The sequence below is a fragment of the Streptomyces sp. NPDC056169 genome, assembly GCF_042268445.1.
Lineage (GTDB): Bacteria > Actinomycetota > Actinomycetes > Streptomycetales > Streptomycetaceae > Streptomyces.
In genome coordinates this window covers 1-25,366 of the sequence record NZ_JBHJUO010000028.1, presented here as the reverse complement: position 1 = coordinate 25,366, position 25,366 = coordinate 1, and the positions used below count along the sequence as shown (strand labels likewise).

Sequence of the window (25,366 nt, the reverse complement as noted above, 5' to 3'; positions counted from 1 at the left end):
CCTGCCACTCCTTCGAGTGACTTCACGTGCCGAAAGCGGTTTCCAGGGCAGGCGACCAGACGCCACCCCCAGGCCCTGCCCAACGGCCGTTCACCACGGCCCCGCACGAGACAGGAGACACCAGTGCCCCGGATACGCACCCCCTCCAGTCCGCCCAGGGCACGGGAAGGCCCCGGGCAGCCGGTGGAGGCTGCTGCCCGGGGCCTGTGGGGTCGGTCAGACGGCGCCGGGGGAAGCACCGCCTGACCCGTACGACACGGTCGTCGCCGAGGACGCGACATCGGGGCGATTGTCGACAGCGACCGCAGAACAGTGGGCCCTCGGCGCCCCGGCATCGGCGAACCGGAACGGTGCCGAGCTGCGAAATCCGCACCGAGGCACGGAATACAGCACCGTCCGGCAACGCCCCTGCCGGAGCCCCGACGAGGGCAACAGGACGTTCAGCAAGCTGATTTGACGGATTCTCGACCCGCCGCTCGCGGGAGCGTCCTGGGGTGTTGCAGTGTGGCCGCCCCGCCCTGCTTCCCGGCAGGTCAGCGCGTCCACGCAGCACAGCTTCACCGTTCAACTGACAGAAATCCACGTGCAGTTTTTATTACGAAACCACGTACCAATAAATACACTCCGGTGGCACGCGTGCACGGTACACGGGGGAAAGGCGACGATGAAGACGAACAAGCGGGCGCTTAAGGCGCTGCTCTCCGAGCGGCGCGACCTCATCGAACCGGAGGACCACGGCCTCTCCCGCCCGACGAAACAGGGCCGCCGCGCCGCAGGACTGTCCCAGCAGCAAGTCGACGAACTCACCGGCCGCCCCGCGAACACCTACTACCGCCTCGAGGCCGGCCGATACCCGAACCCCCCGATCGACTACCTCGTCCAGGTCGGACGGCTCTTCGGCCTCAACGAACAGGAATGGGGGATCCTGTGCCAGCTCGCCGGCATCGGTAACCCGCCTCACCCCCTGAACCCCTCCTCTGGCCTCGAAGTCGCCGGTGTCTGGCAGGAAGCTCTCGACGGCATCAGCCACCCTGCCTACGTCAACGACGCCTCCTGGGACCTGCTCGCCTATAACCAGGCATTCGCCGACCTCTTCCCCGGCGGCCAGGTCCCCACCAACACCATGCGGTGGATGCTCCTCGACCCCGACGGCCGACAGATGCTTCTCCAGTGGAAAGAGGTGTGGGCGCCGCTCGTCGTGCCCCAGCTCCGTGCCGCGCTCGTCCCGCGCTCCGACGACCAGACCCTCCTGCAGATAGCGAAGGAAGTCGTCGCCGACCCGGACCTTGCCCCCCTCTGGGAAGGCAGCGGCGCCCACATCCACCCCGACGGCGACGAACGCCCCATCCACCACGCCCTGAAGGGCCCTGGCCACGTCACCATGTGCGCAGCCATGCCCCTGGGAGCCCCCGGCGCCCGGCTGATCGTCCTGATCTACCACCCCGGCCACAAGAAGCAGCACACCAGAGTGCCGATGCTCCGCTCCCGTCGATCTGACTGAACCCACAGGTCAGGGGGACCACCTGGCCGGGATGTGTCGTACGTTGTCCGAACCCCCACGCCGCTCACTCATGCGCCGGAGGCCAGCGTGCCCTTCATCTCCCGCCCCTTCACCACCCTGCCCGCCCACAAGGTGACGACCGCCGAGATCATCGACGACATCGTCGGTCGTCACCCCGGGCACCCTCGCCTCCGAGTCATCCCGCGTGCCATCGGAAACCTCGGCGTCGAGTCCCGCTACTTCACCCGGCCACTCACCGCGCCCACCGTGTCCGGTGGCGCGTCCATCGAGGAACGGTCGAAGGCCGCGTTCGACGACGCCCTCGCGATGGCCACCCGGGCGGCGAAGGACGCCCTGACCGCCAACGGCCTCGCACCCGGCCCGGCCCCCGGCTCCTACGCCGACATCGACGGCATCATCACCACCCACTCCACCGGCTGGGCCGTCCCCAACCTGGACATCCGGCTCATACCGGCCCTCGGCCTCCGCCCCACCGTCCGCCGCATCGCACTGACGACCATGGCGTGCGCCGGCGGCACCCAGGCCCTGATCCGGGCCGTCGACTTCGTCACCGCCCGCCCCGGCTCCAAGGTCCTCGTCGTCGCCGCCGAAGTTATTTCCTCGGTCTACAACCACAACGACACCTCGATCGAGGCGATGATCTACAAGGCACTGTTCGGCGACTCCGCCGCCGCCTGCATCGTCACCGACGAACCCCTCGGCCCCGGCCTCCGCATCGCCGGCCCCGACGACACCCTCGAGTACGTCCTGCCCGACAGCCTCGACCGCTACAGCGGCCGCATCGCCGCCGACGGCTTCCACTTCGACTCCACCAAGGAAGCCCTGTCCGCCGCCGACGACGTCCTGCCCACCGTCCTCGACTGGATCGGCCCCCATCAGCCCGTCGACTGGGCCGCCATCCACCCCGGAAGCCCCCGCATCATCACCGACACCGGCCGCGCCCTCGGACTCGACGACATCGACACCCGCCACTCCACCGCCACCCTCGCCCACGAAGGCAACCTCGGCGGCGTCAGCGTCCTCCGCGTCCTCGAACGCACCCACGCCGAGCCGCCCGAGCACGGCGCCCACGGCGTCGTCATCGCCTACGGCCCCGGCTTCAACACCGCCGCCCTACGCGGCACCTGGCACACGCCCTGACCCTCGCACCGTTCTGTCGCAGGCCGCTGACCAGGCCAAACGGTCTTCCAGTGGCCGCGGAATGACCGCGACGAGCGATCTGAAATGCCGGATTGGGTCACCTACCGATTTTGGTATGTGACCCGGATGACGAATTGGTAGCGCCGAATCACTACCCATGAATCCTGTAGAGCCGCCGACATTCATCTGCGCAGATTGCTAGATTGGCGTCACAAGCCAGCGCACTAGCCAGTGCGCTAGGTTGGCCGGCTGCCCCTACGACGGGGCCGATGGCCAGCAAAAAGGGGCCAGCGCCCGACTGGTTGTCGGACGCTGGTGTGTGTGAGGCCGTCAGGTCAGCAGCCGCTGATCCACTGGGTCAGGTCCAGCTGGAACTGGGCCAACGCGACCAAGAGGAACATCAGCTGAAGTCCTGACGGCTTTTCCTCGTGCGGCACTTGCACTCCTACCCTCAGTTCGGATCCGACTGGCTGCCGGGCTTCACCCTTCGGCTCCGCGCGCGGGAGCCGAAGTAACTGAGCGTGTGCTGCAGTTCGCAACTCTAGTAGCCGACGTACGCGGATCCGGGCCGATTCCTGTAAATGGGGTACGGAGTTGCGCTCTCCGCTCATAGGGATGACCTGGAGCGTCCACCGCTACGCTGATCACAAGGCGCGGGGCCTGTACCGGAGGGGTGTGCCCCGTGGGCCTCAAGCAGCTCGTCATCGACGCCTGGTCGGCGCTCAACTTCAAGCCGATCTACAGCGACGACCGAGGCATGCCGCACCGCCGCGCGTTCCCCGAAGCCGCCGCGACCTGGGTCCCGGCCGCCGACGAACGTCGCCTCGCGGCGTACAAGCTGCTTGCCGCCTACGACAACAACCAGGCCGGCGAGCTCGCCGAGTTCCGCGACGGCCCGGCCGCCCGCGAACGCCGCGAGTTCGGCGACCCCTCCATGTACATCGAGGCCGTCCTCGCCCACCTCCTCGGCCGCGAGCAGCGCATCGTCGTCCCCGGCGCCGAACAGGCCGACGGCCAGCAGTCCGCCGAAGCCGCGGCCGCCGCCCGCGTCGAGGAGCTCCTCACCACCTGGGCCGAGGACGAACTCCTCACCATGCGCGTCGTCCAGTGCGAACGGAAGGCCGTCTCTCTCGGAGACGGCGTCTACCTCCTGGCCTGGGACCCGGCCAAGCGCCGTGCCCGCTGCCGCGTCTACGACCCCGGCTTCTACTTCCCCGTCCTCCCCGAGGACGGCGACGCCGACTTCCCCACCCGCGTCCACCTCGCCTGGGAACTCCCCGAGGACAAGGCCCGCGACCTCAAGCCCCGGCTGCGCCGCATCACCTACGAGCTCGGCTGGATCGGACCCGCCACCGCCTCCGGCATCACCCCCGAAGGGCGGCCCGTCCGCGCGCCCGTCCTCACCGAAGCCACCGACGACACCCCCGCCCAGCCCGCCCTCGGCCGCGGCGACACCATCGACCCCACCAGCGGCGCGATCGTCCGCCAGTACCCGTGGAACGACGAACCGACCCCCTACACCTGCTACCTGACCGACGCCACCTGGAACCTGGAAGACCTCAAGGGCCCCCACGACGTCGACAACCTCCCCCTCACCGATGCCCGCTACGGCACCGGCGCCGACGGCGAAGTCCTCGACCGCCTCGACCTCTACGTCGACTTCATCCCGCTGATCCACGTCCCCAACACGGTCCCCGAGGCCGAAGAGCACTGGGGCCAGTCGTCCCTGCTCAAGCCCCTGCAGATCTTCGACGAGATCGCCGGCACCGACACCGACAGCAGCAAGGCCTCCGCCACCACCGGCTCGCCCCTCCTCACCATCTCCGGACGTCCCGCCTCCAACAAGCAGTCCACCCTGGCCATCGCCCCCGGCAAGGTGATCGAGGTGGGAGAGAACGGCCGCATGGACGTCCTCGACACCTCCCCGATGCTCGCCGAGCTCCGCAACCACGCCGAGCACCTCGCCGACCGCGCGGCCACCGTCGCCCGCCTGCCCGCCGTCGCCCTCGGCACCACCGACCCCTCCAAGGTCCCCTCCGGCTACGCCCTGGAGATCTCCCTCGGCCCCCTCGACGCCCTCATCGGCGCCATGCGTCTCGCCCGCGACCACAAGTACCGGCTGCTCCTGAAGTTCGTGCAGCGCCTCCACATCGCCGGCCAGCACCCCGACTGGACCGGTATCACCCCGCTGCCTGCCGAGTACGCCTTCGGGCCGTACACCCCCACCGACAAGGCCGCCGTCCTTACCCAGGTCACCGAGGCCTTCGGTGCCGGCGTCATGTCTCTCGAGACCGCCGTCCGTATGCTCCGCGAGTCCGGCTGGCCCATCGACGACATCGAAGCCGAGATCACCCAAATCCAGTCCCGCCGCTTCGAGCAGGCCCGCTTCCTCGCCGACGCCACCGGCTCCACCGACGCTGTCGGCGACTACCTCGGCCTCGACATCGAACCCGACCCGAAGCCCCCCGTCGTCCAGCTGCCGGCTGCCGGCGATCCGGCCGAGGACGCCGAGGAAGACCCGGCCCAGGGGAGCGGGGGGAACGAAGCGTGAGACGTGTGCTCTCCTTGGATCAAGGCGCGGGGCCTGAATTCTCCTTGGGAGGTTGTGCCCTCATGCGTCGCCCCGCGCAGAACGCCGCGCTCCAGCAGCACGCCGCGACCTGGTCCCGCCCATACGCCGGCGTCGAGGCCCTCGCGGTCTTCTACAACTCCGGCGGCACCCCCGACCCGGCGAACCCGCCGACCCCGCCCGCCGGCGGCGGCAACCCGGACCCGGCGCCGAAGCCCGGACCCCCGCCCGTCACCACTCAGGTGACGATGAGCCAGGACGACCTGAACGCGCTCGCCGCCCGCGAGAAGGACCAGGGCAAGCGGGCCGGCGCCCGCCAGGCCCTCGAGGACTTCGCGGCCGAGCACGGCTTCACCAACGTCGAGGACGCCAAGACGTTCATCGCCGCCGCCCGCCAAGCGCAGCAGGACGCCCTCACCGAGGAGCAGAAGCGGCAGGTCGCCCTCGACGAGCGCGAAGCGCAGGTCGCCGCTCGGGAGCAGGCCGCCGCGGCCGCGCAGCGTGAGGCCGACCGCCGTTCCGCGCTCGTCGGGCTCGGCGCCACCGGCGCCGACCTCGCCGACGCCCTCGCACTCCTCCAGATCTCCCTCACCGACACCTCCGAGGCCAAGGCCGTCGAGGAAGCCGCTACCGCGCTCAAGGCCCGCCGGCCCGAGCTGTTCGGCACTGCCGCGCCCGCCCCGACGCCGCCGCTCCCCCCGGCCCCCGGCGGCGCCCCCGCAGGGAACCCGCCGGCCCGACAGGCACCCAACGGCAAGCCGGGAGACCGCGGCCGCGCCATCGCGCAGGCCCGCGGCCACCGCCAAGCCGCATAACCCCGCCGCCCCGCGCGGCACACACGCCAGGGACCACGCCCGCTCCTCGTGGACGCGCACCACCCGGTGCAGCAGGACACGCACCACCCCCGTGACATGAGGAGCGAGGTCGTGAACGACTTCCAGCCCATGACCGTCCTGAACGAGACGGCAACCTCCGGCCGCCCCTGGCTCGCCTCCCTGGTCGGCACCAACGACGGCAACACCATCGCCCTGGACCTCACGAAGTTCGTCGAGGGCGTCCACTACGACAAGGGCACCTTCCTCCAGGGACGCAACGTCCTCAAGAGCGGCCTGCCCCTCGGCAAGGTCACCGCGTCCGGCCTGTACGCCCCGTACTCCGGACCGACCTCCGAGGTCCAGAGCGTCACCGTCACCGGCTCCCCGACCGGCGGCACCTACACCCTGACGTGGAGCGGCCAGACCACCGCCGCGATCCCGTACAACGCCACCGCCGCCCAGGTGAAGACCGCCCTCGAGGCGCTGTCGAACATCAACGTCGGCGACGTCACCGTCACCGGCGGCCCACACCCGGGCACGGCCATGTCCGTCGCCTTCGCCGGCCAGTACCTCGGCGAGGACGTCGCCGCGATGACCGCGACCGCCTCCCTCACCGGCGGATCGACCCCCGGCGTCACCATCGCCACGCCCACCGCGGGCGGCGCCGCCAGCGCCTCGGACGGAACCCAGGTCCTTGCCGGCTTCCTCCTCGACGAGACCTTCTTCTCGCCCGGCTCCACCAAGTGCGGCGGCGTCCTGCTCTGGCAGGCAGAGGTCTACGCCTCCAAGCTCCCCATCCCCATGGACGCCGACGACGTCGCGTCCACCACCGCCTTCATCCACTGGCGCTAAGACCCCCAGGAGAACGCCACCATGGACCTCGACCTGCTCCTGCGGGAACTCGACGCCGCAGAGATCAACGCCTTCGCCCGTGAGCTCACCACGCGCGAGGACTACGAGCTGACCCGCAGCATCTTCCCCGAGCGGAACATCAACAACATCAAGTTCCGCACCTCCAGCAGCAAGCGCCGCGTCAACGCCGCGAAGTTCCGCAGCTACGACGCGCCGACCGCGCTCGCCACCCGGCACGCCTCCCGTGTCGTCAACGAGGGCCTGCTCCCGCCGCTCGGCCAGACCCTCCCGATCAGCGAGATGGAGACCATCCTCTTCAACATCTCGCACGGCTCCGACACCGCCGAGTTCATCGAGAAGCTCTACGACGACATCGAGCGCCACTTCGAGGCCATCAAGACCTCCCAGGAGATCGCCGCCGGCAAGCTCCTCGCCAGCGGCGTCGTCCCCCTGCCCGGCCTCGGCCTCGACGTCAACTGGAACGTCCCGTCCGCGAACCGGCCCACCGCCGCCGTCAAGTGGGACCAGGCCAGCGCCACCCCGCTCACCGACGAGCTGGCCTGGCTGGACTACCTCCAGTCCATCGGAGCCCCCCGCCCCCGCGAGGTCGTCACCTCCCGCCGCGCCCGCTCCAACCTGGCCTCCAACCAGGAATACCGCGCGTCCTACTACAACACTCCGATCGGGGGGACCACGCCCACCGCGATGCTCGCCCCCGACCAGGTCAACGCCGTCCGCGCCCGCTACAACCTCCCGCCGATCCGCGAGTACGACGTGCAGGTCTATGACGACGAGGGCAACTTCGTCCGCGTCCTGCCCGACAACCTGTGGTGCATGATCCCGGGGGTGTCCGCCAGCCAGTGGGGCGAGACCCAGTACGGCCTGACCGCTGAGGGGATCCAGCTCTCTACCGGCTCCAACCCGGCCCTGACCGCCGAACAGGCCCCCGGCATCGTCATCGTCACCAAGGTCGAGGACAACCCGGTCCAGGTCTACACCCGCGGCGCGGCCGTCGGCATGCCGGTGCTCTACACGCCCGACATCCACATCACCGCCACGGTGCTCGACTGATGGCCCGGCTCATCGCGGCGGTCCACCTGACCGACCCGGAGACCCGGCGCCCCATCGTCCTCCAGCCCGGCGAGGAACCCGCACCACACCTCGCCGCCCTCATCACCAACGAGGCCGCCTGGGAGGACGGCGTCCTCCCCGATCTCGCGGGCGCGGACGCGGTCGACGGGCAGGGCGAGGGGGACATCGGTGCCACTGACGGCGATGACGGCCAGGAGCCGGACGCCGACGCCGAGACCACCGAATCGACCCCTGAGAACACGCAGGACGAACCCGCGGCCCTGGCCGAGGCGAAGCCCGCGCGTAAGACGGCCTCCCGCAAGCCGGCCGCCAACTAGCTGACCGCCCCGAGGGCACGGCGGTCACCGCGGTGTACGGGCCCGGCCCCTCGGTGGGGGCGCCGCAGCCGGGCCCGTACCCGCACCCCCTTCCCACCCGAACACGCCACCCGGAGGAGCCGCATGGACGCCGCCGTACGCGCCTGGCTCATCTCGCAGCTCGGCACCAGCACCGACCTCGCCGACCTCGACACCCGCTACGCCCGCCTCGGCACCGCGCGCGCCGTCGCTCTCGAGGTCCTTCGCGAGCGTCTCGCGGCGCTCGTTCACGACCAGCCGAGCACCCTGTCGGTCTCCGGCGTCGTGTCGCTGTCCTTCTCGGAGAACATCAAGGCCATCGAGCGGCAGATCGAAGCGATGGAGAACGGCGAGCCGCCGGCCCCCGACGACCCCGGCACCGGCGGGCCCGACGACGGCGTCCCGGACGGCTACGGCGTCATCCAGCTCGTCGAGCGGCCCCGCCGATGACCACCCCCACCCGGCGCCGCTCCCTGCGCACCCGGCTCCTCGCCCTCATCACCACCGCCACCGACCAACTCGCGGCCGCCTGGCGGATCCTCACCCGCGCCCAGCAGACACTGCTCACCGTCCTCGCCCGCATCCGGCCCGGCCGCACCGCCCAGGCCGCCATCCGCGCCGCCAGCGAAGCGTTCACGCGGGCCATCGCCGCCTTCGACCGCGCGGCCATGGGCTTCGTCGAACGCTGGGCCGCGACCGACCTGCCCACCGCCTACCGCGCTGGCGGCGCCGAAGCCCTCACCCTCGCCGGCCGCGACCCGGGGGAGTGGACGTGGACCGGGCGCCACCAGGCCACCATCACCGCGGTGTCCGCGCAGTACTACACCGACCTCACCAACCGGATCCGCGAGTCCGTACGCCGCGCCCGAGCCTTCCTCCGCGACGCGCTCGCCGCCGCCCGCGGCCGCGTCGACCGCCTCCACCCCACCCGCTGGCCAGGACGCGCCACGCTCCTGCACGACCACCCCCTCGACACCGTCATCTACGCCGGCAACACCCGCCACCCCGCCGCCGCCTGGGCGCACGCCGCGCTCTCCTGGCAGACCTACACCACCGCCAACACCGGCCTGCTCCGCACGACTGCGGACGAGGTCGGTGCTGACTGGATAGAGGTCCGCGATGGGCCGGGCTGCGGATGGACCTCCCACAAGGACGGCGACGAGGCCGACGGCTCCCTGCGCACCGTCCAGGACGCGCTCGCCCACCCCGTCGCGCACCCGCACTGCCGCCGCTCCTTCCTGCCCCGCCCCGACGTCATCTCCCGCCCCGACTACGCCTTCGGAGGCCCCTTCTGATGCCCATCACACACAACGCCTCCGAGACCGACGAAGAGCCGCCCGCCATGACCCGAATCACCTTGGTGCCGAATCCCATCGACAGCTTCATCACCACGGTCGTCAGCGGTAATGCCGAGATCAGTGAGGAGCAGCGCCTGCGGGTGTGTGCCTGGCTGAAGGCCAACGGAATCGACCCGAAGGACGTGTGCTCGAGCAGGCCCATCACCGTCGAAGGGCGGATCTACCAGGGCAGGAAGCGGCACCAAGTTATCTGCTTCAGCGAGTTCCACCTCGATGAGACGGGACACCGGTACGCCGACCCTCGTGACTCGACCACCGCCATGGTGATCCAGCGCGCGGTCCGCCAGAAGGTGGAACTGGAGCCCGATCCGGAGGCCTCGGCATGAGCACCCCCATCGAGCCGAGCACGCACGGTGTACAGATCGATGCCCAGCCCGGCCGGGCCGAGATCCGAGTAGACGGGAGACCTCTCCCGATTGACCAGGTCACCGGGTACGTCTTGGAGCACGACGTCGCAGTCGCGCTCCCCACGTTGATCCTCCACACCCGGCAGCCCAACCACGTGCAGTGGCAGGGTCTCGCCCGTGTCGCCGTTGCCGAGCAGGCCGATCCGGGCCCGGCCATCGCTGCCTTCCTCCGCAGCGTGGACGCCGCGGCCCTCGAGAGCACGGCCCTCAACCGTGACGACCTCGACGGCACCCGTCACGAGTTGACCCGGGCCCTGCTGGCCCAGCTCGCCGACTACGCCCTCGGCAAGGCGGCCGGCTGATGGCCGGCCTCGACAAGGCACTCGCCGGCGCCACCCGCTGGATCGAGGGCAACCTGTGCGTCGACACCGTCCGCGTCCGCGGCGCCGCCCCCACCGAAGCCGTCCTCGACCCGGACACTGGCGACCTCGTCTACCCCGAGCGGCCTGTCCTCTACGAAGGCCCTGGCGCCGTCGTGCCCTTCTCGATCGCCATCGGCCGCTCCGTCACCCCCGACGAGTCCCGCCCTTGGATCCAACAGAACCGGTCCGCGTACGTCCTGATCACCCCCCTCACCGCCCCCATCCCACCCGAGGGTGCGCTCGTCGACGTCACCGCAGTCCACGACCCCTCCCGCACCTCCCTCATCGGCCGGACGTGGCTCGCCGCCGACCGCGGGCAGGCATCCACCGTCGAAGTCGTCCGCCGCACCGCCCTCGACCAGAACCACAGTCCCCGGACCACCCCATGACCCCGGACGAACTCGCCGACCGCCTCGAGGCCGCCGCAGACCGTCTCCCCGACCTCATCGCCAACGGCGTCGCCCACACCGCGATGATCGGCATCGGGCACATCCGCGCGAACGCATCCGGCCGACCGGGACCGAACGTCATCACCGGCGTCTACCGCTCCTCCTGGGAGCCCGACGGCCGCCGCATCCCCTACGGCGCCGAGTGCACCATCGGCACCCGCCAGCCGCAGGGCCGGCGCCTGGAGTACGGCTTCCACGGCTACGACTCCATCGGCCGCTTCTACGATCAACCGGCATTCCCCCACGTCGGACCCGCCATTCCCGTCATGGAGGACACGCTGAAGGCCAGAATGCGGCACGCCGTCGAGGAGGCATTCGAATGATCGAGCGCCGCCTCGTCACCCAGGCCGTCGTCGCCATGCTCGCGGCCGCGTCCGGGAAGCCCGTCGGCCACGGCGCGATCCCGGTCGGGGCCGAGCCGCCGTACTACCTGCTCACCGTCGTCTCCACCACCGTCTCCGGAGCGCCGCTCGCCGACGAGAGCGAAGACCTGAGCGTCGTCTACCAGGTCACCGCCGTCTCCGGACCGGCGCCCAGCAAGCCCGGCTCGCACGCCGACGCCGACCAGGCCGAATGGCTCGCCGACAAGGCCCGCGCCGCGTTCCTCGCCCGCGACCCCGGCACCGGCCTGTGGCTCCACCCCATCACCGTCGCCGGCGCGAAGGTCTTCGACCGCAGCCTCGACAACGAACCGGGGGGATCAACCGACTCATCCGATGCCATCATCAACAATGTGCAGCGGTTCAGGCTCGACCTGACCCCCGCCTGACTTTCGGTCAGGCCCACACCGCACCGCGGCGGGACCCCACGCGGACGCCACTCCACATCGGTGGCCGCCACACAGCCGTACGCATCAAGGGGTCCCCACCATGCCGCGTTTCTCCCGCAAGGGCGTCACGAAGATCCTGTTCCTCGAGACGATCGCCGACACCAACTACCTGCCCACCCGCGCCGAGCTGACCGGCGCGACGAAGCTGACCAAGCAGATCGCCGAGGTCGAAGGCTTCGCCTTGGAGAACCAGGAGATCGAGACCCCGGACCTGGAGTCGACCTTCACGTCGAAGATTCCGGGGGACGACCAGGCCGCCGACTCCTCGCTCACGTTCTACGAGGACGACACCAGCAACACCCTGGAGCTGGCGCTCGCCAAGGGGACCACGGGCTTCGTCGTCATCCTCCGCAAGGGCGACGTGCCGGCCTCCCCGTCCATGGACATCTACCCGGTCCGTGTCGCGTCGAAGTCCTCGCAGATCACCGTGGACAACGAGGCCGCGAAGTGGACCGCCCGGTTCTCCATCACCGACACCCCGGTCCTCGACTCCGAGGTCCCGGCCGCAGGTGCCGACGAGGTCCAGACGATCACCATCACCGGCACGCCGACCGGCGGCACGTTCACCCTCACCTTCTCCGGGCAGACCACCGCCGCGATCGCCTACAACGCGGCCGCGGCCGCCGTGACGGCGGCCCTCGAGGGTCTGAGCAACGTCAACCCGGGCGACGTCGTCTGCGCGGGCGGCGCGCTGCCCGGCACGCCGGTCACGGTCGCCTTCGGCGGCCAGTACGACGGCCAGAACGTCGCCGAGATGACCGCCACCGGCTCCCTCACCGGCGGCACCACCCCGGCGGTCGCGGTCACCACGACCACGCCCGGCGGCTGATCCACCCCACCCCCTCATCTCCCGGCCGGGCGCGACGCGTTCGGGAAGGGACGCCAAGCGTCCGGCCGGGACCCCCTTCCCACCCCACTCCGGAGATCGCCCTCATGCCCAAGACCCCCGCCCCCACCCCGCCGCTGGCCGCGGTCGCGCAGGACGCGCACTGGACGGCCACCCTGGCCAAGCTCCGCGCCCGCACCCGGCCCACCGCGATCCTCACGATCTGCGACGACGACACCGCCCGCCGGCGCCTCGCCGAGGCCCGCCAGCGCCACGCCCGCGCGCAGCTCACCGGCGAACCCGACCAGCTCGCCGCAGCCGAGGTAGCCCTCGCCGCCGCGCAGGCCACGTTCGACGACGTGGCGATCGTCCTCACCTTCCAGGCCCTGCCCCGGACCCTGTTCGAGGAGCTGAAGCTCGCCCACCCGCCGACCGAAGCGCAGGCCGAGGACGGACACCCCTTCAACGTCGAGACCCTCGGACCCGAGCTGATCTCCACCGCGTCCCTCGACGGCCTCACCGTCGACGACGCCCGCACCTTCCTCACCGAATGGGCCGAAGGCGAAGCCACCCAGCTGTTCCACGCCGCCTGGGACATCCAGGACACCACCCGCGCGGACCTGGGAAAAGGCTGATCCACGATGACCACCTGCGCGCCGATCTCGAGCTGTGCGACCGCTGGGGCATCCCCCACTCCCAGTTCCTCGGCGCCGGCGACGGCCGCTGGACACCCCGAGACCGCGAGAAAGCCCGCGCCTACCGGGACTACCAGCTCACCGTCTGCTCGCAGTGCGGCACCCGCCACGACGACTGGGACCACGGCCAAGACGGCGAGGAAGACGCCTTCGAGGTCACGGTCCAGCGGTGCGTCGGCTGCCAGGTCATCGCCGACAAGCAGGACGAGCTCTCCAAGACCGGCATCGACACGCACGGGCTGAAAGTCGGCCTGCAGCCCGCCGCGGTCAAGGCCGCGCTCGACGCACAAAAGGCCCTGCGCCCCACCCGGCGCGACGAAGACACCGACGAGTAGACGAGGAGGCAGGCGCGATGGCCCAGTGGAATCTGTCGGTCGACCTGCGCGGCCGCGGCCGCCACCTCGCCCAGACCCTCCGCGACAACGCCGGCCACGCCCGCGACCTCGGCGACGCCGCCCGCGACGCCCAGTACGCCGTCGCGGGCCTGGGCCGGACCTCGAACGGCGCCCGCCAGCGCCTGGGCCGGCTCGGCTCCCAGGCGTCGCGCACCGCCAGCCACATGCGGGACCTGGCCCGCGAGATCGACCAGGTCGAACGGCGCCTCAGCTCCCTCGACGACGACATCCGCATCGCCGTACGCCTCGACGACCAGACCGGCACCGCCGCCGGCGCGCTCCGTCAGGTCCAGGAAGCCGCGCAGGACACCGCCCGCGCGCTGCAGATCCTCCGCAACCGCGCCAGGCGCACGGCCGCCTCGTTCGACGACCTGGGCGCCCGCGCCCGCATCGCCGCCAGTGGCGTACGGACCCTCAACAACGCCGCCCGCACCGCCGACGACCGTCTGGACACGCTCCAGGGCCGCGCCATCACCCTGGCCGCGGCCATGAACGGCCTCAACAACAACCTCGACCATGTGGGCCGCGGCCTGGGCGGGCTGCAAGGCGCGCTGAACTCCACTGCCCAGGCCACCACCTCGGCCACCAGCAGCAGCAAGCAGCTCCTCGTCGTCGCCGCGGCGCTCGCCACCGCACTCCTCCCGATCGCCGCGTCCATCGCCCCGATCGCGGCCGGACTCGGGGCCGCCGGCGTCGGAATCGGCGTGTTCGGCGCCGCGATCGCCGGGCAGATCAAGGCGCTCACCGAAGCCGCCGAAGCGCAGACCGCGTACGACGACGCGGTCCGCGAACACGGCCGCACCTCCCCGGAAGCAGCCGAGGCGGACATGGCCCGGGTCCGCGTCCTGGAGGACATGCCGCCCGCGACCCGCGAGGCCGCCGCCGCGTACGAGGTCCTCACCGACCACTACAACGACTTCTCCGACAGCCTGGCCGGCGACACCATGCCCGTCGCCACCAAGGCGATGGGCATCTTCTCCCGCCTCCTGGACCGGACACGACCGCTGGCCAAGGGCGCCGCGAAGGAGGTCGACCGGTTCACCACCATCCTCGCCGGAGGCCTGGAGACCGAGGCGTTCGGCCGCTTCATGGACGACTTCAGCGTCTTCGCCGTCGAGACGCTCGCCCGGGCCAACGCCGGCGTCGTCCGGCTCGCCCGCGGCCTCGACACCGGCGAGATCGGCGGCAACCTCCGCGAGTTCTTCGCCTACGCCCGCGCCAACGGCCCCGCAGTCGCCGAGACGATCGGTGAACTCGGCAACGCCCTGCTCAAGCTCCTCGCGGCCGCCTCCGACGTCGGCGTCAGCATGCTCACCGTCGTCAACACCTTCGCGAAGCTCATCAACGCCATCCCCACCGAAATGCTGTCCGCGCTGCTCCAAGTCGCCTTCGCGTTCAAGGCCATCCAGCTCGCCGGGCTCGCCGTCGGCGCCGTCGCCCCGATCATGGGCACCCTCGCCACCAACACCTCCCGCTTCGTACGGGCCGCCCGCTTCGGCGGCGTCGCCTCCGCCATCGCCGGCGTCACCCAGCAGCTCACCCTGATGCAGCGGGCCTCCGTCGTCCTCGCCGTCCTGACCGTCGCCGTCATGGCCATCAACCACCTCGCCGACGAGGCCAAGGGCGCGCCGCCGGACATCGACCGGCTCACGACGTCGCTGAAGGACCTCGGCAAGGCCGGGAAGTTCTCCGGCGAGCTCGCCAAGACCTTCGGCGACATGGACGGCCTCACCAAGTCCCTGGGCCTGCTCAACGCACAGGTCAAGGCCATGGACGAGGTCAAGAAGGTCCTCGACTTCGTGCCGGCCGGAAACGCCATCGACTGGCTCGGGAAGAAGGTGAACACCCTCATCCAGGGCGACCAGTCCCTCGACGCACTGAAGGACGACTTCACCGCCCTCGACGAGGCCATGGCCTCCCTCGCCACCTCCGGCCACGCCGACCTCGCCGCCGAACGGTACAAGCAGTTCACCCAGGCACTCACCGAAGCCGGATACTCCACGAAGGACATCGCGGCCGTCTTCCCTGAGTACCAGGCCGCGCTCGCAGGCCTGAAGGCCGAGCAGGAGCTCACGGCCCGCTCCATGGGCGTCTTCGGAGCCCAGGCGCTGGAGACCAAGTCGAAGCTCGACGCGCAGAAGCTGTCGGCGGACGGGCTGCGGCAGTCGATCCAAGCCCTCAACGACGTCAACCGGGCCGCGCTCGGCGGCATGATCGGCTTCGAGCAGGCTATCGACGACGCAGCCGAAGCGGCCAAGAAGAACGCCGGCGCACTCACCATGACCGGCGGCAAGCTCGACCTGAACAGCCAGAAAGCGCGCGACGCTGCCGCCGCACTTCAGGAACTCGGCACGAAGACCGACGAGGCCACGGCTGCCGCACGCGCGTCGGGCGCCCCCTGGGCAGAGGTCAACGCCATCTACGACCGCGGCCGCGCGGAGATCATCAAGCTGGGCGACGCCATGGGACTGACGAAAGCCCAGGCCGAGCAGCTTGCCCAGTCCATCCTCGACATCCCCGACGAGAAGGAGACGCGGGTCGAGATGGACCGCGAGGACGCCCTCGCCGGCCTCAACGAGGTCATCGCGAAGATCGAGGCCACCCCCGACGCGAAGTCCGTCACGGTCACCGCACTCACCAAGGACGCCATGGCACTCCTTGGCGACCTCGGCTACAAGACCGAGCAGCTCCCCGACGGGCAAGTGAAGGTCACTGCCGTCACGGGCCAGGCCCTGTCCGGTCTTGCCAACGTCAAGGCCGCCCGCGATGCCCTGTCCGACCGCACCATCACCGTCACCACCGTCCGCCGCACCGTCACCGAGAACATCCTCGGCCGCCCCCAGCAGGGCGAAGGGAACTTGTCGAAGTACGCGAACGGCGGCATCGTCCACGCGGCGAACGGCCTGTTCGTCCCCGGCTACGCGCCCCGCCGCGACACCGTCCCCGCAATGCTCTCCGAAGGCGAAGGCGTCCTCGTACCCGAGACCGTCCTCAAGCTCGGCCGCGCCACCGGCCTGGGCAGCGCCGGCACCATCAAGGCCCTCAACGCATGGGGCCGCTACGGCACCACCATGCGCTTCGCCGAAGGCGGCCTCGTCCCCGGCGCACCCGTCCAGCACTTCGCCTCTGGCGGTTTCGTCTATGCCCCCACCAGCCCGCTCGCCCCGCGCCGTGACGCCGGCGCCGTGCAGGACCGGTACACCGCCGCCCACCAGCCGATCACCCGCGACGACTACAACAAGGCGCTCCGCAACCAGGCGAACGCCGTGGACCGGCTCCGCATCGCCGAGGCCCGGCTCCGCCAGGCCCGCAGCAGCAAGCGGTCCACCCGCGCCGAGATCGAAGCCGCCGAACGACAGGTCGCCGTCTCCCGCCGCACCCTGACCACCGCCACGGAAGCCGCGACGAAGGCCGAGGCCCGATACCGCCAGCAGTTCTCCCTGACCGACTGGGCCAAAACCCTCCAGGACGCCGTCAAGGCCAACGCGGCCTGGGAGACGAACCTGAAGAAGATCGCGTCTCGGGGCGGCGGCGACGTCATCGGCATGCTCCGCGACCTCGGCGAGGAAGGCGCCTCCCTCGTCGCCTCGCTCGCCGGCGCCACCAGCAAGCAGTTCACCGAGATCCTCAACAACCTGCGCAAGCTCGGCCCCGCCGCGAAGGCGTCCCTCACGGACTTCACCACCCAGCTCAACGCGGCGAACAAGACGAACGGCGACTTCCAGAAGAACCTGACCAAGCTCGCCAGCATGGGCTACGCCGACCTCGCCGGCATGCTCGCCGCCCAGGGCGACGATGCCGCCGTCAAGCTGGCCGCCGACGCCGTCAAGGACAAGAAGAAGGCCGACACCGCGAACAAGGCGGCCCGCACCAACGGCGCGCAGCTCTCCCAGGACGAACTCGGCACCCTCCTGCGGGTCATCGCCGCGGTGAAGACTTCCAAGACCGGCATCCACGCCGTCGCCGAGGCCACCGGCCTGGGCGAGGACGAGATCATCACCCTCGCCAACAAGGCGAACGCCCAGCTCAAGACCTCGCTCGGCACCCGCGCCACCCGGTTCCTGTCCGACCTGGCCCGCGCGAACAAGGGACTGGCTTACGCCAACGGCGGCATCCGCGAAGGGATCTACTCCACCCGCGGCGGCGCCGTCACCTTCGCCGAGGCCAGCACCGGCGGCGAGGCGTACATCCCGCTCGGCGCCCACAAACGCGCCCGCGCGATGCCGGTCCTCGCCGAGGCCGCCCGCCGCATGGGCGTCGGCCTCACCGACGCCCGCGCCTCACAGCAGATCGTCGTCCTGCCCGGCAGCGCCGGCGACACCAACATCACCGTCTCCACGGTCCGCTCGGGCGCCACCGCGTACGACATCGCCGCCGAGATCGACCGCCAGCAGCGCCGCGCGCGCCGAGGGGGAATGGCAGCCCGATGACCGACCCCACCCTCACCACAGGCCAGCTCGACCTCGCCGGCGTCGTCATCGGCGCCGACACGGCCGTCCAGGTCCGCGACATCACCGGCCTCGGCCGGCCCCCCGTCCGCGACAACGACGCCGACCAGCCCTCCCTGGACGGCGCCTGGCCCGGACCCGACTACTACGCCGCCCGCCCCGTCCAGATCGACGCCGCGATCCGCACCCCCGGCGACCGCGCCGCCGCCCTCGACATGCTCGCCGCCCTCCAGCAGCCCTCCCACACCGCCGCCGTACGCCTCACCGCGGGTGCCACTCAGGCCCTGCGGATCGCGTGGCCCGGCCGCCCCGTGAAGCGACTGCATGGCCGGCTGCGGCGCGTCGACGCCGACGTCACCCGCGCCGTCCACGGGTTCATCCCCTGCGACATCGAGTTCGTGGCCACCGACCCTCTCTGGTACGCCGACACCGAAACCGTCGCCGAGATCCCCCTCGGCTGGCTCACCGGCGGCGGGTTCGCCGCCCCCGTCGTCGCACCCGTCTACGTCCAGGACGGCACCGTCGCCGCCGACCGGCCCGGCTGGGTTACCAACGCCGGCACGACCGACACGTGGCCGGTCATCCGGATCACCGGCCCGTGCACGCAGGTCACCGTCACCCACGTCCCCACCGGCCGCACCCTCCAGCTGCCCACCCTCACCCTCACCGCCGGCCAGTGGGTCGACATCGACACCCGGCCCGGCTACCGCACCATCACCCGCGAGAACGGCGGCAACGCCCTCTCCGCCCTCGCCCCGGCCTCCCGCATCGACCAGTTCTCCCTGCCACCCGGCCAGTCCGAGATGCGCTGGACCGCCTTCGACTCCACCAACACCGCCCGACTGCGCCTGACCTGGCGCGACGCCTACACCGCCCTCTGAGGAGACGCGACCATGTCCCTGTACCCCGCGCCCATCCTCGTCAACGGCGCCACCCACCCCGCCGAGGTCTTCCGCATGCTCGTGCGGGACCTGTCTCTCGGATCGGAAGGAATCACCCAGGGCGACGACTTGAAGGTCGCCCAGCTGTCCACGCCCGGCGGCGGCGTCCAGATCGGCGACGGCAGCGGTATCGTCCGCGGCCGCGCGAACACGTTCCAGGGGTCGTACGCGGTGTGCAACGTCGGCGCCGACACGATCGCCATCGCCCCCACCGCCGGCTCCCCCCGCTCCGACCTCGTCATCATCCGCGTCGAGGACCCCCAGTACGAGGGCACCCTCGACCCCGAGACCGACCCGGTCTGCTACTTCCAGGTCATCCCCAACGTGTCGTCCAGCGCCACCACGATCCCCGACGGCCGCACCGGGATCCCCCTCGCACGCATCGACATCCCCGCCTCCACCGCGACAATCACGAACGCGATGGTGAAGGACGTACGGAAGATCGCGAACCCCCGCCGCGAGGCCCGCCAGCTCACCCAGACCCCATCCGGGACCTCCACCGCCATCGGCGGCACCGCCTCCACCTACTCCTACTTCTCCACCGCCGCCGGCTGGAACATCGCCGTCCCCACCTGGGCGTCCACCGCTCGCATCCGCCTCGACATCGGCGGCCTGCGCCTGTCCGCGGCCGCCGTCTACGGCGACATCTCCGCGACCTTCGGCGCCTCCCTCATCGTCGAAGCCGTCGGAGTCGACGACAACCAAACCAACGTCAGGCGCTACACCCACCTGATGGGCGACACCCTCACCATCCCTGCCGGATACCGCGGCACCACCCAGCTGCTGCGCGCCCGCGCCCGCTGCTTCCCCGGCAACGCCGGAACGATGATCGTCGACTCCTCCTCCACGCTCATCACGAACATCGAGTTCGAGGAGGCCCCCCGGTGACAGCCGACCGGCGGATCCTCACCCAGCACGTCCTGACGGGGGAGTGGCTCACCCACACCCTTCCCCTCCAGGACCTGGAGTACGGCCCCGAACTGTCCGGCCCCGGCTCCCTCACCGGCACCCTCACCCCCAAGCTCGCCCCGCAAGCCGTCCGCCTCGTCGACCCCGGCACCACCTGCATCTACGTCGAAGAGGCCGGTCAGATCACCTGGGGCGGCCTCATCTGGGACGCACGCCCCCGCGGCAGCACCCTCAGCATCGAGGCCGCCTCCTGGTCGTCCTACCTCCACCGCCGCCACGACCTCCACGGCCAACTGAACGCTCGCGGCCCCTACACCTACGCCGACCGCACCAAGGTCATGCGCGACATCTGGGCCTACGCCCAATCCGTCCTCGACGGCAACCTGAACGTCCTCGTCGACTCCACCACGTCCACCTCCACCGTCGGCACGCCCGCCGACCCGTACAAGCTCAATGCGTGGGAGACCCCGAACCTCGGCGAGAAGTTCGACGAGATGGCCGACGGCGACGCCACCCCCGACTACACCTGCACCACCACCTGGAACACCGGGCGCACCGAGGTCGTCAAGCGGATCCGGATCGGCTGGCCCCGCCTCGGCGCCCGCCGCACCGACATCAGCTTTGCCTCCGGCGTCAACGTCCTCGACGACCCCGAGATCGTCCTCGCCGGCGACGACTACGCCCAGGTCGTCATCGCCTCCGGGCAGGGCGACGGCTCCGCGAAGAGGCGCCAGACCTCCGCCGTACGCGATGGCCGGCTTCGCCTGGAGCACGTCCTCGACCTGCCCGACATCAAGGCCAACGACGTCCTCGCCTCCCGCGCCGCCCGCGAGCGTGTCCGCAGGCAGAAACTCGGCCACGTCGCCGAGGTCATCGTCCGTGACCACCCCGCCGCTCCCCTCGGATCCTGGCAGGTCGGCGACGACATCTACGTCCGCATCCACAACGCGTGGACGTCCTACACCGGCTGGTGCCGCATCACCGGCTGGACCACTCGACCCGACAGCCCCGGCGGCCCCCAGGCCACCGTCCATCTCGCACCCGCTGACTCCTTCCAGTACGGAGGCACCACGTGACCGACCTCGGCACCGAAATCCAGCGACTGAAGGCCCGGATCACCGCCGTCGAAAGGGCTTCCCGCCTAGGGGCGGCCGCCATCGACGACACCGCCCTCGAGGTCCGCGACGACGCGGGATCCCTGCGCGCGCTCGTCGGCCAGCAGGGCGACGGCACCACCGCCGTCAACGTCGTCAACGGCCCCACCCCGGCAGCGCCCACCACCCCGCTCGTCGCCTCCGTCGTCGGCGGCGTCGCAGCCGAGTGGGACGGCCAGCTCGTCGGCGGCACCAGCGTGCCCCTGGACTTCGCCCGCATCGAGGTCCACGCCGCCGCAGGCGCCGGCTTCACCCCGACCTCCGCCACCCTGGTCGGCACGGTCGAAACCCCTCAGGGCGGCATCGTCGTCATCCCCACCGCCACCCCGGTGTACGTACGACTCCTCACCCGCACCACCTCAGGAACCGCCTCCGCCCCCTCCACACAGAACGGGCCGATCGCCCCCGCGATGATCGTCGCCGACGACGTCGCCGACGGCATCATCACCGGCACCAAGCTCGCCGCCGACGCCATCGACGGCAAGACGATCACCGGCGCCACCCTCCGTACCGCCGCCACCGGCCAGCGCATCGTCATCGCCCCCTCCGGAACCCCCGGCACCAACGCCGTCCAGATGTACTCCGGCGTCGCAACGGAAACCGAGCCCGGCGAACTCCTCGCCTCCGTCAACAGCGATGCCGGACACCCCAGACCGCAACTCATCCTCTGGTCACCCACAGCCGGCGCAGCCGGATCCAGCGCCGCCATGCGCCTGATCGGCGGCGGCGGAACCGAAAACGACCAGGGCGAGTTCTACCTCACCACCGGGTGGGGTTCCGGCTCCGAAACCAAGATGCACGCCTTCTCCGCCGACGGCGACACGCAGCTCGGACAGTGGAGCGTATGGATTCAGCAACCCGACCTGCCCAACGGGTACGGCGAGCTGATGCTGACCGGCGACACCTTCGAATGGGTCGACGGCCGCGAGAAGCGCTTCGGCTTCTCCTCTCACCCCGACTTCCCCGTCGGGCTCAGCACGAACGGCAGCCTCTTCGTCGACGACACCATTCAAGTCGGCGGGGTCGACCAAGGCCGAGGCCGGAAGTCCTTCACCGGACTCCAGACCAGCACCAGCACCACGACCACCACCGAAATCGCGGCCATCACCACCCCCAGCCTCACCTTCACCGCCGGCCGGGCCTACCGCATCACCTACCACGGCCTGCTGCTCTCCTCCGTGGCCAACGACATCGTCCGCTGCCGAGTCTGGCGCGGCTCCATCGGCGGAAGCGGCGTCTCCCTCGTCGACTCGATCAACAGCTACCAGATACCCGTCGCCAACCAGCACGTCCTGATGGACATGTCGCAGGTCGTCACCAACACCACCGCCTCGAACATCACAGCAGTGCTCATTGGCACGGTCCTCCGCACCACTGGCACCGGCAACGTCCAGCTGGTCGCCAACGCCTCCAACCCCGCCTGGATCGACGTCCAGGACATCGGGCTCGCCACGGACTACCCGTCGGCCCGAGCCGTCTGACGCCAGGGGAGCAGAGGGAACGATCCGCCACCCCACCCCTACGCTGATCACAGGGCGACCCTCCGCCCTCCGCTCCAACCCCCGAGGGACCGCACCACGCAGGTGCGCGCCGACCACACCACCGGCATGGGGACAAGGAGCCTGGCATGCCCGCCACCGCGAACACCGAGAACGACTCGGCCGACCTTCCCGTTCACGACGGGGACACGCCGCCCGAAGACCAGGTCAGCCACATGGCCACCGACGACGACCTCGCCGGCCGAGGTGACGTCTGATGGCCCGCATGCCGGGCGCCATCTGGCGCCCCGTCCCGAACTTCCGCAAGGGCGGCCAGGAAGAAGTCCGCGGCCTCGTCGTGCACATCATGGCCGGCACCCTCATGGGCACCGACTCCTGGTTCCGCAACCCCGTCTCGGAGGCCTCCTCCCACTGGGGCACCGGCCGTGACGGCCAGCTCCTCCAGTGGGTCGATACGGCCGATCGCGCATGGGCCCAAGGCAACGGCAACCGGACCTGGCTGTCGTCGGAGAACGAAGGCCGCGGCGGACAGGCGCTCACCGAGCAGCAGATCGATCGCAACGCCGAGATCTTCGCCTGGGTCCACCAGACGTACGACAACGTCCCCCTCCGACGCTCCACCGGGCCCGACGACAGAGGCCTCGGCTGGCACGGCATGGGCGGCAAGGCATGGGGCAACCACCCCGACTGCCCGGGACCGAAGGTCGTGGCCCAGCTTGACGAGATCGTGAAGCGCGCCGCTGTGATCGTGGGCAAGAAGCCCGCCCCCGGCGGCAGCACCGGCGGCGGGAAGCCGTCCACCGGCACCGGCACGACCACCTCGGCCCGCTACCAGGTCACCATCAACGGCCTGAAGTACGGCTACGGCGCCACCGGCACCCACATCACCAAGGTCGGCCAGGCCCTCGTGAAGGCCGGCTGCTCCGCGTACAAGACCGGCCCCGGCCCGGAATGGAGTGACGCCGACACCCGCTCCTACGCGAAGTGGCAGGCCAAGCTCGGTCTGACGGGCGCGGCCGCCGACGGCGTCCCCGGCGAGCAGAGCCTGAAGAAGCTCCTCGGCACCCTCCCGGCCAAGGCCCCGGCCACCCCGAAGTACGAGCCGTTCCCCGGCGCCGGCTTCTTCAGCTCCGGCCGGCGTTCCCCGATCATCAGCGCCATGGGACGCCGCCTCGTCGCCGAGGGCTGCTCCGCCTACACCGACGGGCCCGGCCCGCACTGGACTAACGCCGACCGCGCGTCGTACCGCCGCTGGCAGCAGAAGCGCGGCTTCTCCGGCGCGGCCGCGGACGGCATCCCCGGCCAGAAGACGTGGGACGCCCTGCGCGTCCCCAAGCAGCTCTGACCCTCAACCCTCACCCCGCACACCCTCGTGAAGGAGACCTCTGTGCGTACCCCGCTTTTCCTCGGCCGTGAACCGGCGGCCTGGCTGTCGCTCGTCGCCATCCTCGTCAAGCTCGCCGCCGCGTTCGGCTGGCAGGCCTCCCCGGAGGTCCAGGCCGCGGTCAACGCGATCGCGGCGGCGGCCATGGGCATCCTCATCGCGCTCGCCGTCCACGACGGCCTCGGCGTCGCGATCGTCGGCCTCGCCCAGTCCGCACTCGCCCTCTCGATCGGCTACGGCCTCGACTGGTCCACCGAGAAGCAGGCCGTCGTCATGACCGCCGTCACCATCGCCGTCGGCATGTGGGACCGCACCCAGGTCACTGCCAGGGTCCCGGCTAAGAGCCCCCTGCCGACCGTCTGACCTCCATCACCCCCACGCACATGGACTGGACCTCGTGAATGGACCCGACCACCGTCACGCTGGTGGGAGCCCTACTGGCTCTCATCGGCGTGCTGGCGACCGCCGTGGTGGCTTACGTGGGCAAGCGCGGGGAGCTGTCCCTGAACAGCCTGAGCACGCTGACCGACGAGCTCCAGGAGGAGCGCTCGAGCCTGAAGGAGGAGCGGACGCTCCTGAAGGAAGAGAACGTCGAGCTACGGGGCGCGCTGGCCGCCGCAACCGTAGGCCGGGCCGTGGACCAGGCGGAGATCGCCCGCCTACGCCTGATCATCATGCAACTCGGAGGAGATCCCGGATGAGCAGCCGCACCGAGCGGTTCCTGGCCGCGCGCTGGCGTGGCCTCGCCACCGTGTGCGCCCTCGTCGCGCTCTTCGGGATCGCCGCCATCCTCTGGGCCCGTATCGACAGCAGCGACCGCCGCGCCGCCGACCTCGCAGCCGAGGCAGACCTCCGCGGCAACGCCGTCACCACGCTCGCCACCGACGTCCGAAAGCTCCGCACCCAGCTCGAGGCCGACGGCAAGACACCGGTGGCTCCCGACCCGACCGCCGCCGTCGACAACCTGCCCGACCGCGCGGCCGTCCCCGTACCGATCCCCGGCCCGAAGGGCGACAAGGGAGAGAAGGGCGACAAGGGAGACCCCGGACAAGCCGCTCCCACCCCCTCTCCCGGGCGAACCGGGCCAGCCGGACAGCCCGGTGTCACCGGTCCCACGGGCGCCCCCGGCCGTGACGGCGCCGACGGCGTCGACGGGAAGGACGGCTCCAACGGCGTCCCAGGCCAGGACGGCGAGGACGGCGCGAACGGCAAGGACGGCATCAACGGGAAAGACGGCGCCCCCGGCCGAGACGGAACCAACGGCACCGACGGGCGCCCGCCGGCCGGATGGACATACACCGACCCCCAGGGCGTCACCTACACCTGCACCCCCGCCACCGGCTTCGACCCGACAGCCCCCCGTTACACCTGCACCCCCACCGCCG

27 protein-coding genes are annotated in these 25,366 nt (G+C 70.9%); all 27 read left to right on the top strand.

Features of this window, described 5'->3' with window-relative positions; all coding sequences use genetic code 11:
• Nucleotides 1–664: 664 nt before the first annotated feature.
• A complete protein-coding gene (locus tag ACFC0G_RS35515) occupies nt 665–1,501 on the top strand; it encodes a helix-turn-helix transcriptional regulator (RefSeq protein WP_376411855.1) in 837 nt (278 codons plus the stop codon).
• Between the two features lie 87 nt (nt 1,502–1,588).
• Nucleotides 1,589–2,662, top strand: coding sequence for a PhlD (locus ACFC0G_RS35510; protein WP_376411853.1), 1,074 nt, complete (start codon nt 1,589–1,591; stop codon nt 2,660–2,662).
• 682 nt (nt 2,663–3,344) lie between these two features.
• Nucleotides 3,345–5,213: a hypothetical protein gene (locus tag ACFC0G_RS35505; protein WP_376411850.1), complete on the top strand. Its 1,869-nt coding sequence runs from the start codon at nt 3,345–3,347 to the stop codon at nt 5,211–5,213.
• Nucleotides 5,214–5,275: 62 nt separating this feature from the next.
• Complete coding sequence (locus ACFC0G_RS35500) at nt 5,276–6,046, top strand: hypothetical protein (protein WP_376411847.1); 771 nt, start codon at nt 5,276–5,278, stop codon at nt 6,044–6,046.
• Nucleotides 6,047–6,157: 111 nt separating this feature from the next.
• Complete coding sequence (locus tag ACFC0G_RS35495; protein ID WP_376411844.1) at nt 6,158–6,898, top strand: hypothetical protein; 741 nt, start codon at nt 6,158–6,160, stop codon at nt 6,896–6,898.
• A gap of 21 nt (nt 6,899–6,919) precedes the next feature.
• Entirely contained in the window at nt 6,920–7,969 is a 1,050-nt protein-coding gene (locus tag ACFC0G_RS35490) for a major capsid protein (protein WP_376411841.1), read from the top strand.
• The gene (locus tag ACFC0G_RS35485; RefSeq protein ID WP_376411838.1) at nt 7,969–8,307 is read left to right on the top strand and encodes a hypothetical protein; all 339 of its coding nucleotides are present in this window, start codon (nt 7,969–7,971) and stop codon (nt 8,305–8,307) included. The genes ACFC0G_RS35490 and ACFC0G_RS35485 overlap by 1 nt, the downstream gene beginning before the upstream one ends.
• 123 nt (nt 8,308–8,430) lie before the next feature.
• Complete coding sequence (locus ACFC0G_RS35480) at nt 8,431–8,775, top strand: hypothetical protein (protein WP_376411835.1); 345 nt, start codon at nt 8,431–8,433, stop codon at nt 8,773–8,775.
• Nucleotides 8,772–9,620 carry a hypothetical protein gene (locus tag ACFC0G_RS35475; RefSeq protein WP_376411832.1) on the top strand — a complete coding sequence of 283 codons (849 nt, stop codon included), beginning with the start codon at nt 8,772–8,774 and terminating at the stop codon, nt 9,618–9,620. Before ACFC0G_RS35480 ends, ACFC0G_RS35475 begins: the two co-directional genes overlap by 4 nt.
• A 47-nt stretch (nt 9,621–9,667) precedes the next feature.
• Nucleotides 9,668–10,009: a hypothetical protein gene (locus ACFC0G_RS35470; protein WP_376411829.1), complete on the top strand. Its 342-nt coding sequence runs from the start codon at nt 9,668–9,670 to the stop codon at nt 10,007–10,009.
• Nucleotides 10,006–10,392: a hypothetical protein gene (locus tag ACFC0G_RS35465; protein ID WP_376411826.1), complete on the top strand. Its 387-nt coding sequence runs from the start codon at nt 10,006–10,008 to the stop codon at nt 10,390–10,392. Before ACFC0G_RS35470 ends, ACFC0G_RS35465 begins: the two co-directional genes overlap by 4 nt.
• On the top strand, nt 10,392–10,841 hold the full coding sequence (locus ACFC0G_RS35460; protein ID WP_376411823.1) for a DUF6093 family protein: 450 nt from the start codon (nt 10,392–10,394) through the stop codon (nt 10,839–10,841). Before ACFC0G_RS35465 ends, ACFC0G_RS35460 begins: the two co-directional genes overlap by 1 nt.
• A complete protein-coding gene (locus ACFC0G_RS35455; RefSeq protein ID WP_376411820.1) occupies nt 10,838–11,224 on the top strand; it encodes a hypothetical protein in 387 nt (128 codons plus the stop codon). Before ACFC0G_RS35460 ends, ACFC0G_RS35455 begins: the two co-directional genes overlap by 4 nt.
• Nucleotides 11,221–11,670 carry a hypothetical protein gene (locus ACFC0G_RS35450; protein WP_376411818.1) on the top strand — a complete coding sequence of 150 codons (450 nt, stop codon included), beginning with the start codon at nt 11,221–11,223 and terminating at the stop codon, nt 11,668–11,670. Before ACFC0G_RS35455 ends, ACFC0G_RS35450 begins: the two co-directional genes overlap by 4 nt.
• A 100-nt stretch (nt 11,671–11,770) precedes the next feature.
• On the top strand, nt 11,771–12,559 hold the full coding sequence (locus ACFC0G_RS35445; RefSeq protein WP_376411816.1) for a hypothetical protein: 789 nt from the start codon (nt 11,771–11,773) through the stop codon (nt 12,557–12,559).
• Nucleotides 12,560–12,663: 104 nt separating this feature from the next.
• Nucleotides 12,664–13,191: a hypothetical protein gene (locus ACFC0G_RS35440; protein WP_376411813.1), complete on the top strand. Its 528-nt coding sequence runs from the start codon at nt 12,664–12,666 to the stop codon at nt 13,189–13,191.
• Nucleotides 13,107–13,586 carry a hypothetical protein gene (locus ACFC0G_RS35435; protein ID WP_376411810.1) on the top strand — a complete coding sequence of 160 codons (480 nt, stop codon included), beginning with the start codon at nt 13,107–13,109 and terminating at the stop codon, nt 13,584–13,586. Before ACFC0G_RS35440 ends, ACFC0G_RS35435 begins: the two co-directional genes overlap by 85 nt.
• 17 nt (nt 13,587–13,603) lie before the next feature.
• The gene (locus ACFC0G_RS35430) at nt 13,604–18,076 is read left to right on the top strand and encodes a hypothetical protein (protein WP_376411807.1); all 4,473 of its coding nucleotides are present in this window, start codon (nt 13,604–13,606) and stop codon (nt 18,074–18,076) included.
• Nucleotides 18,073–18,975 carry a hypothetical protein gene (locus ACFC0G_RS35425; RefSeq protein ID WP_376411805.1) on the top strand — a complete coding sequence of 301 codons (903 nt, stop codon included), beginning with the start codon at nt 18,073–18,075 and terminating at the stop codon, nt 18,973–18,975. Before ACFC0G_RS35430 ends, ACFC0G_RS35425 begins: the two co-directional genes overlap by 4 nt.
• Before the next feature lie 12 nt (nt 18,976–18,987).
• On the top strand, nt 18,988–19,923 hold the full coding sequence (locus ACFC0G_RS35420) for a hypothetical protein (protein WP_376411802.1): 936 nt from the start codon (nt 18,988–18,990) through the stop codon (nt 19,921–19,923).
• Nucleotides 19,920–21,020: a hypothetical protein gene (locus ACFC0G_RS35415; RefSeq protein WP_376411799.1), complete on the top strand. Its 1,101-nt coding sequence runs from the start codon at nt 19,920–19,922 to the stop codon at nt 21,018–21,020. Before ACFC0G_RS35420 ends, ACFC0G_RS35415 begins: the two co-directional genes overlap by 4 nt.
• Nucleotides 21,017–22,579 carry a hypothetical protein gene (locus ACFC0G_RS35410; RefSeq protein ID WP_376411796.1) on the top strand — a complete coding sequence of 521 codons (1,563 nt, stop codon included), beginning with the start codon at nt 21,017–21,019 and terminating at the stop codon, nt 22,577–22,579. Before ACFC0G_RS35415 ends, ACFC0G_RS35410 begins: the two co-directional genes overlap by 4 nt.
• 146 nt (nt 22,580–22,725) lie before the next feature.
• Entirely contained in the window at nt 22,726–22,854 is a 129-nt protein-coding gene (locus ACFC0G_RS35405; RefSeq protein WP_376411793.1) for a hypothetical protein, read from the top strand.
• Nucleotides 22,854–23,942 carry a peptidoglycan-binding protein gene (locus ACFC0G_RS35400; protein ID WP_376411790.1) on the top strand — a complete coding sequence of 363 codons (1,089 nt, stop codon included), beginning with the start codon at nt 22,854–22,856 and terminating at the stop codon, nt 23,940–23,942. The genes ACFC0G_RS35405 and ACFC0G_RS35400 overlap by 1 nt, the downstream gene beginning before the upstream one ends.
• Nucleotides 23,943–23,984: 42 nt before the next feature.
• A complete protein-coding gene (locus ACFC0G_RS35395) occupies nt 23,985–24,344 on the top strand; it encodes a hypothetical protein (protein ID WP_376411787.1) in 360 nt (119 codons plus the stop codon).
• A 38-nt stretch (nt 24,345–24,382) separates the two neighbouring features.
• Complete coding sequence (locus ACFC0G_RS35390; protein ID WP_376411785.1) at nt 24,383–24,682, top strand: hypothetical protein; 300 nt, start codon at nt 24,383–24,385, stop codon at nt 24,680–24,682.
• A partial coding sequence (locus ACFC0G_RS35385) for a collagen-like protein (protein WP_376411781.1) occupies nt 24,679–25,366 on the top strand: 688 nt, incomplete at its 3' end. The genes ACFC0G_RS35390 and ACFC0G_RS35385, both read left to right, overlap by 4 nt.

What these genes read in the sequence shown, in the direction of transcription:
- ACFC0G_RS35515 (WP_376411855.1), top strand. Translation starts at nt 665, where the DNA reads ATGAAGACGAACAAGCGGGCGCTTAAGGCGCTGCTCTCCGAGCGGCGC.
- ACFC0G_RS35500 (WP_376411847.1), top strand. Translation starts at nt 5,276, where the DNA reads ATGCGTCGCCCCGCGCAGAACGCCGCGCTCCAGCAGCACGCCGCGACC.
- ACFC0G_RS35490 (WP_376411841.1), top strand. Translation starts at nt 6,920, where the DNA reads ATGGACCTCGACCTGCTCCTGCGGGAACTCGACGCCGCAGAGATCAAC.
- ACFC0G_RS35485 (WP_376411838.1), top strand. Translation starts at nt 7,969, where the DNA reads ATGGCCCGGCTCATCGCGGCGGTCCACCTGACCGACCCGGAGACCCGG.
- ACFC0G_RS35480 (WP_376411835.1), top strand. Translation starts at nt 8,431, where the DNA reads ATGGACGCCGCCGTACGCGCCTGGCTCATCTCGCAGCTCGGCACCAGC.
- ACFC0G_RS35475 (WP_376411832.1), top strand. Translation starts at nt 8,772, where the DNA reads ATGACCACCCCCACCCGGCGCCGCTCCCTGCGCACCCGGCTCCTCGCC.
- ACFC0G_RS35470 (WP_376411829.1), top strand. Translation starts at nt 9,668, where the DNA reads ATGACCCGAATCACCTTGGTGCCGAATCCCATCGACAGCTTCATCACC.
- ACFC0G_RS35465 (WP_376411826.1), top strand. Translation starts at nt 10,006, where the DNA reads ATGAGCACCCCCATCGAGCCGAGCACGCACGGTGTACAGATCGATGCC.
- ACFC0G_RS35460 (WP_376411823.1), top strand. Translation starts at nt 10,392, where the DNA reads ATGGCCGGCCTCGACAAGGCACTCGCCGGCGCCACCCGCTGGATCGAG.
- ACFC0G_RS35455 (WP_376411820.1), top strand. Translation starts at nt 10,838, where the DNA reads ATGACCCCGGACGAACTCGCCGACCGCCTCGAGGCCGCCGCAGACCGT.
- ACFC0G_RS35450 (WP_376411818.1), top strand. Translation starts at nt 11,221, where the DNA reads ATGATCGAGCGCCGCCTCGTCACCCAGGCCGTCGTCGCCATGCTCGCG.
- ACFC0G_RS35445 (WP_376411816.1), top strand. Translation starts at nt 11,771, where the DNA reads ATGCCGCGTTTCTCCCGCAAGGGCGTCACGAAGATCCTGTTCCTCGAG.
- ACFC0G_RS35440 (WP_376411813.1), top strand. Translation starts at nt 12,664, where the DNA reads ATGCCCAAGACCCCCGCCCCCACCCCGCCGCTGGCCGCGGTCGCGCAG.
- ACFC0G_RS35435 (WP_376411810.1), top strand. Translation starts at nt 13,107, where the DNA reads ATGGGCCGAAGGCGAAGCCACCCAGCTGTTCCACGCCGCCTGGGACAT.
- ACFC0G_RS35430 (WP_376411807.1), top strand. Translation starts at nt 13,604, where the DNA reads ATGGCCCAGTGGAATCTGTCGGTCGACCTGCGCGGCCGCGGCCGCCAC.
- ACFC0G_RS35425 (WP_376411805.1), top strand. Translation starts at nt 18,073, where the DNA reads ATGACCGACCCCACCCTCACCACAGGCCAGCTCGACCTCGCCGGCGTC.
- ACFC0G_RS35420 (WP_376411802.1), top strand. Translation starts at nt 18,988, where the DNA reads ATGTCCCTGTACCCCGCGCCCATCCTCGTCAACGGCGCCACCCACCCC.
- ACFC0G_RS35405 (WP_376411793.1), top strand. Translation starts at nt 22,726, where the DNA reads ATGCCCGCCACCGCGAACACCGAGAACGACTCGGCCGACCTTCCCGTT.
- ACFC0G_RS35400 (WP_376411790.1), top strand. Translation starts at nt 22,854, where the DNA reads ATGGCCCGCATGCCGGGCGCCATCTGGCGCCCCGTCCCGAACTTCCGC.
- ACFC0G_RS35390 (WP_376411785.1), top strand. Translation starts at nt 24,383, where the DNA reads ATGGACCCGACCACCGTCACGCTGGTGGGAGCCCTACTGGCTCTCATC.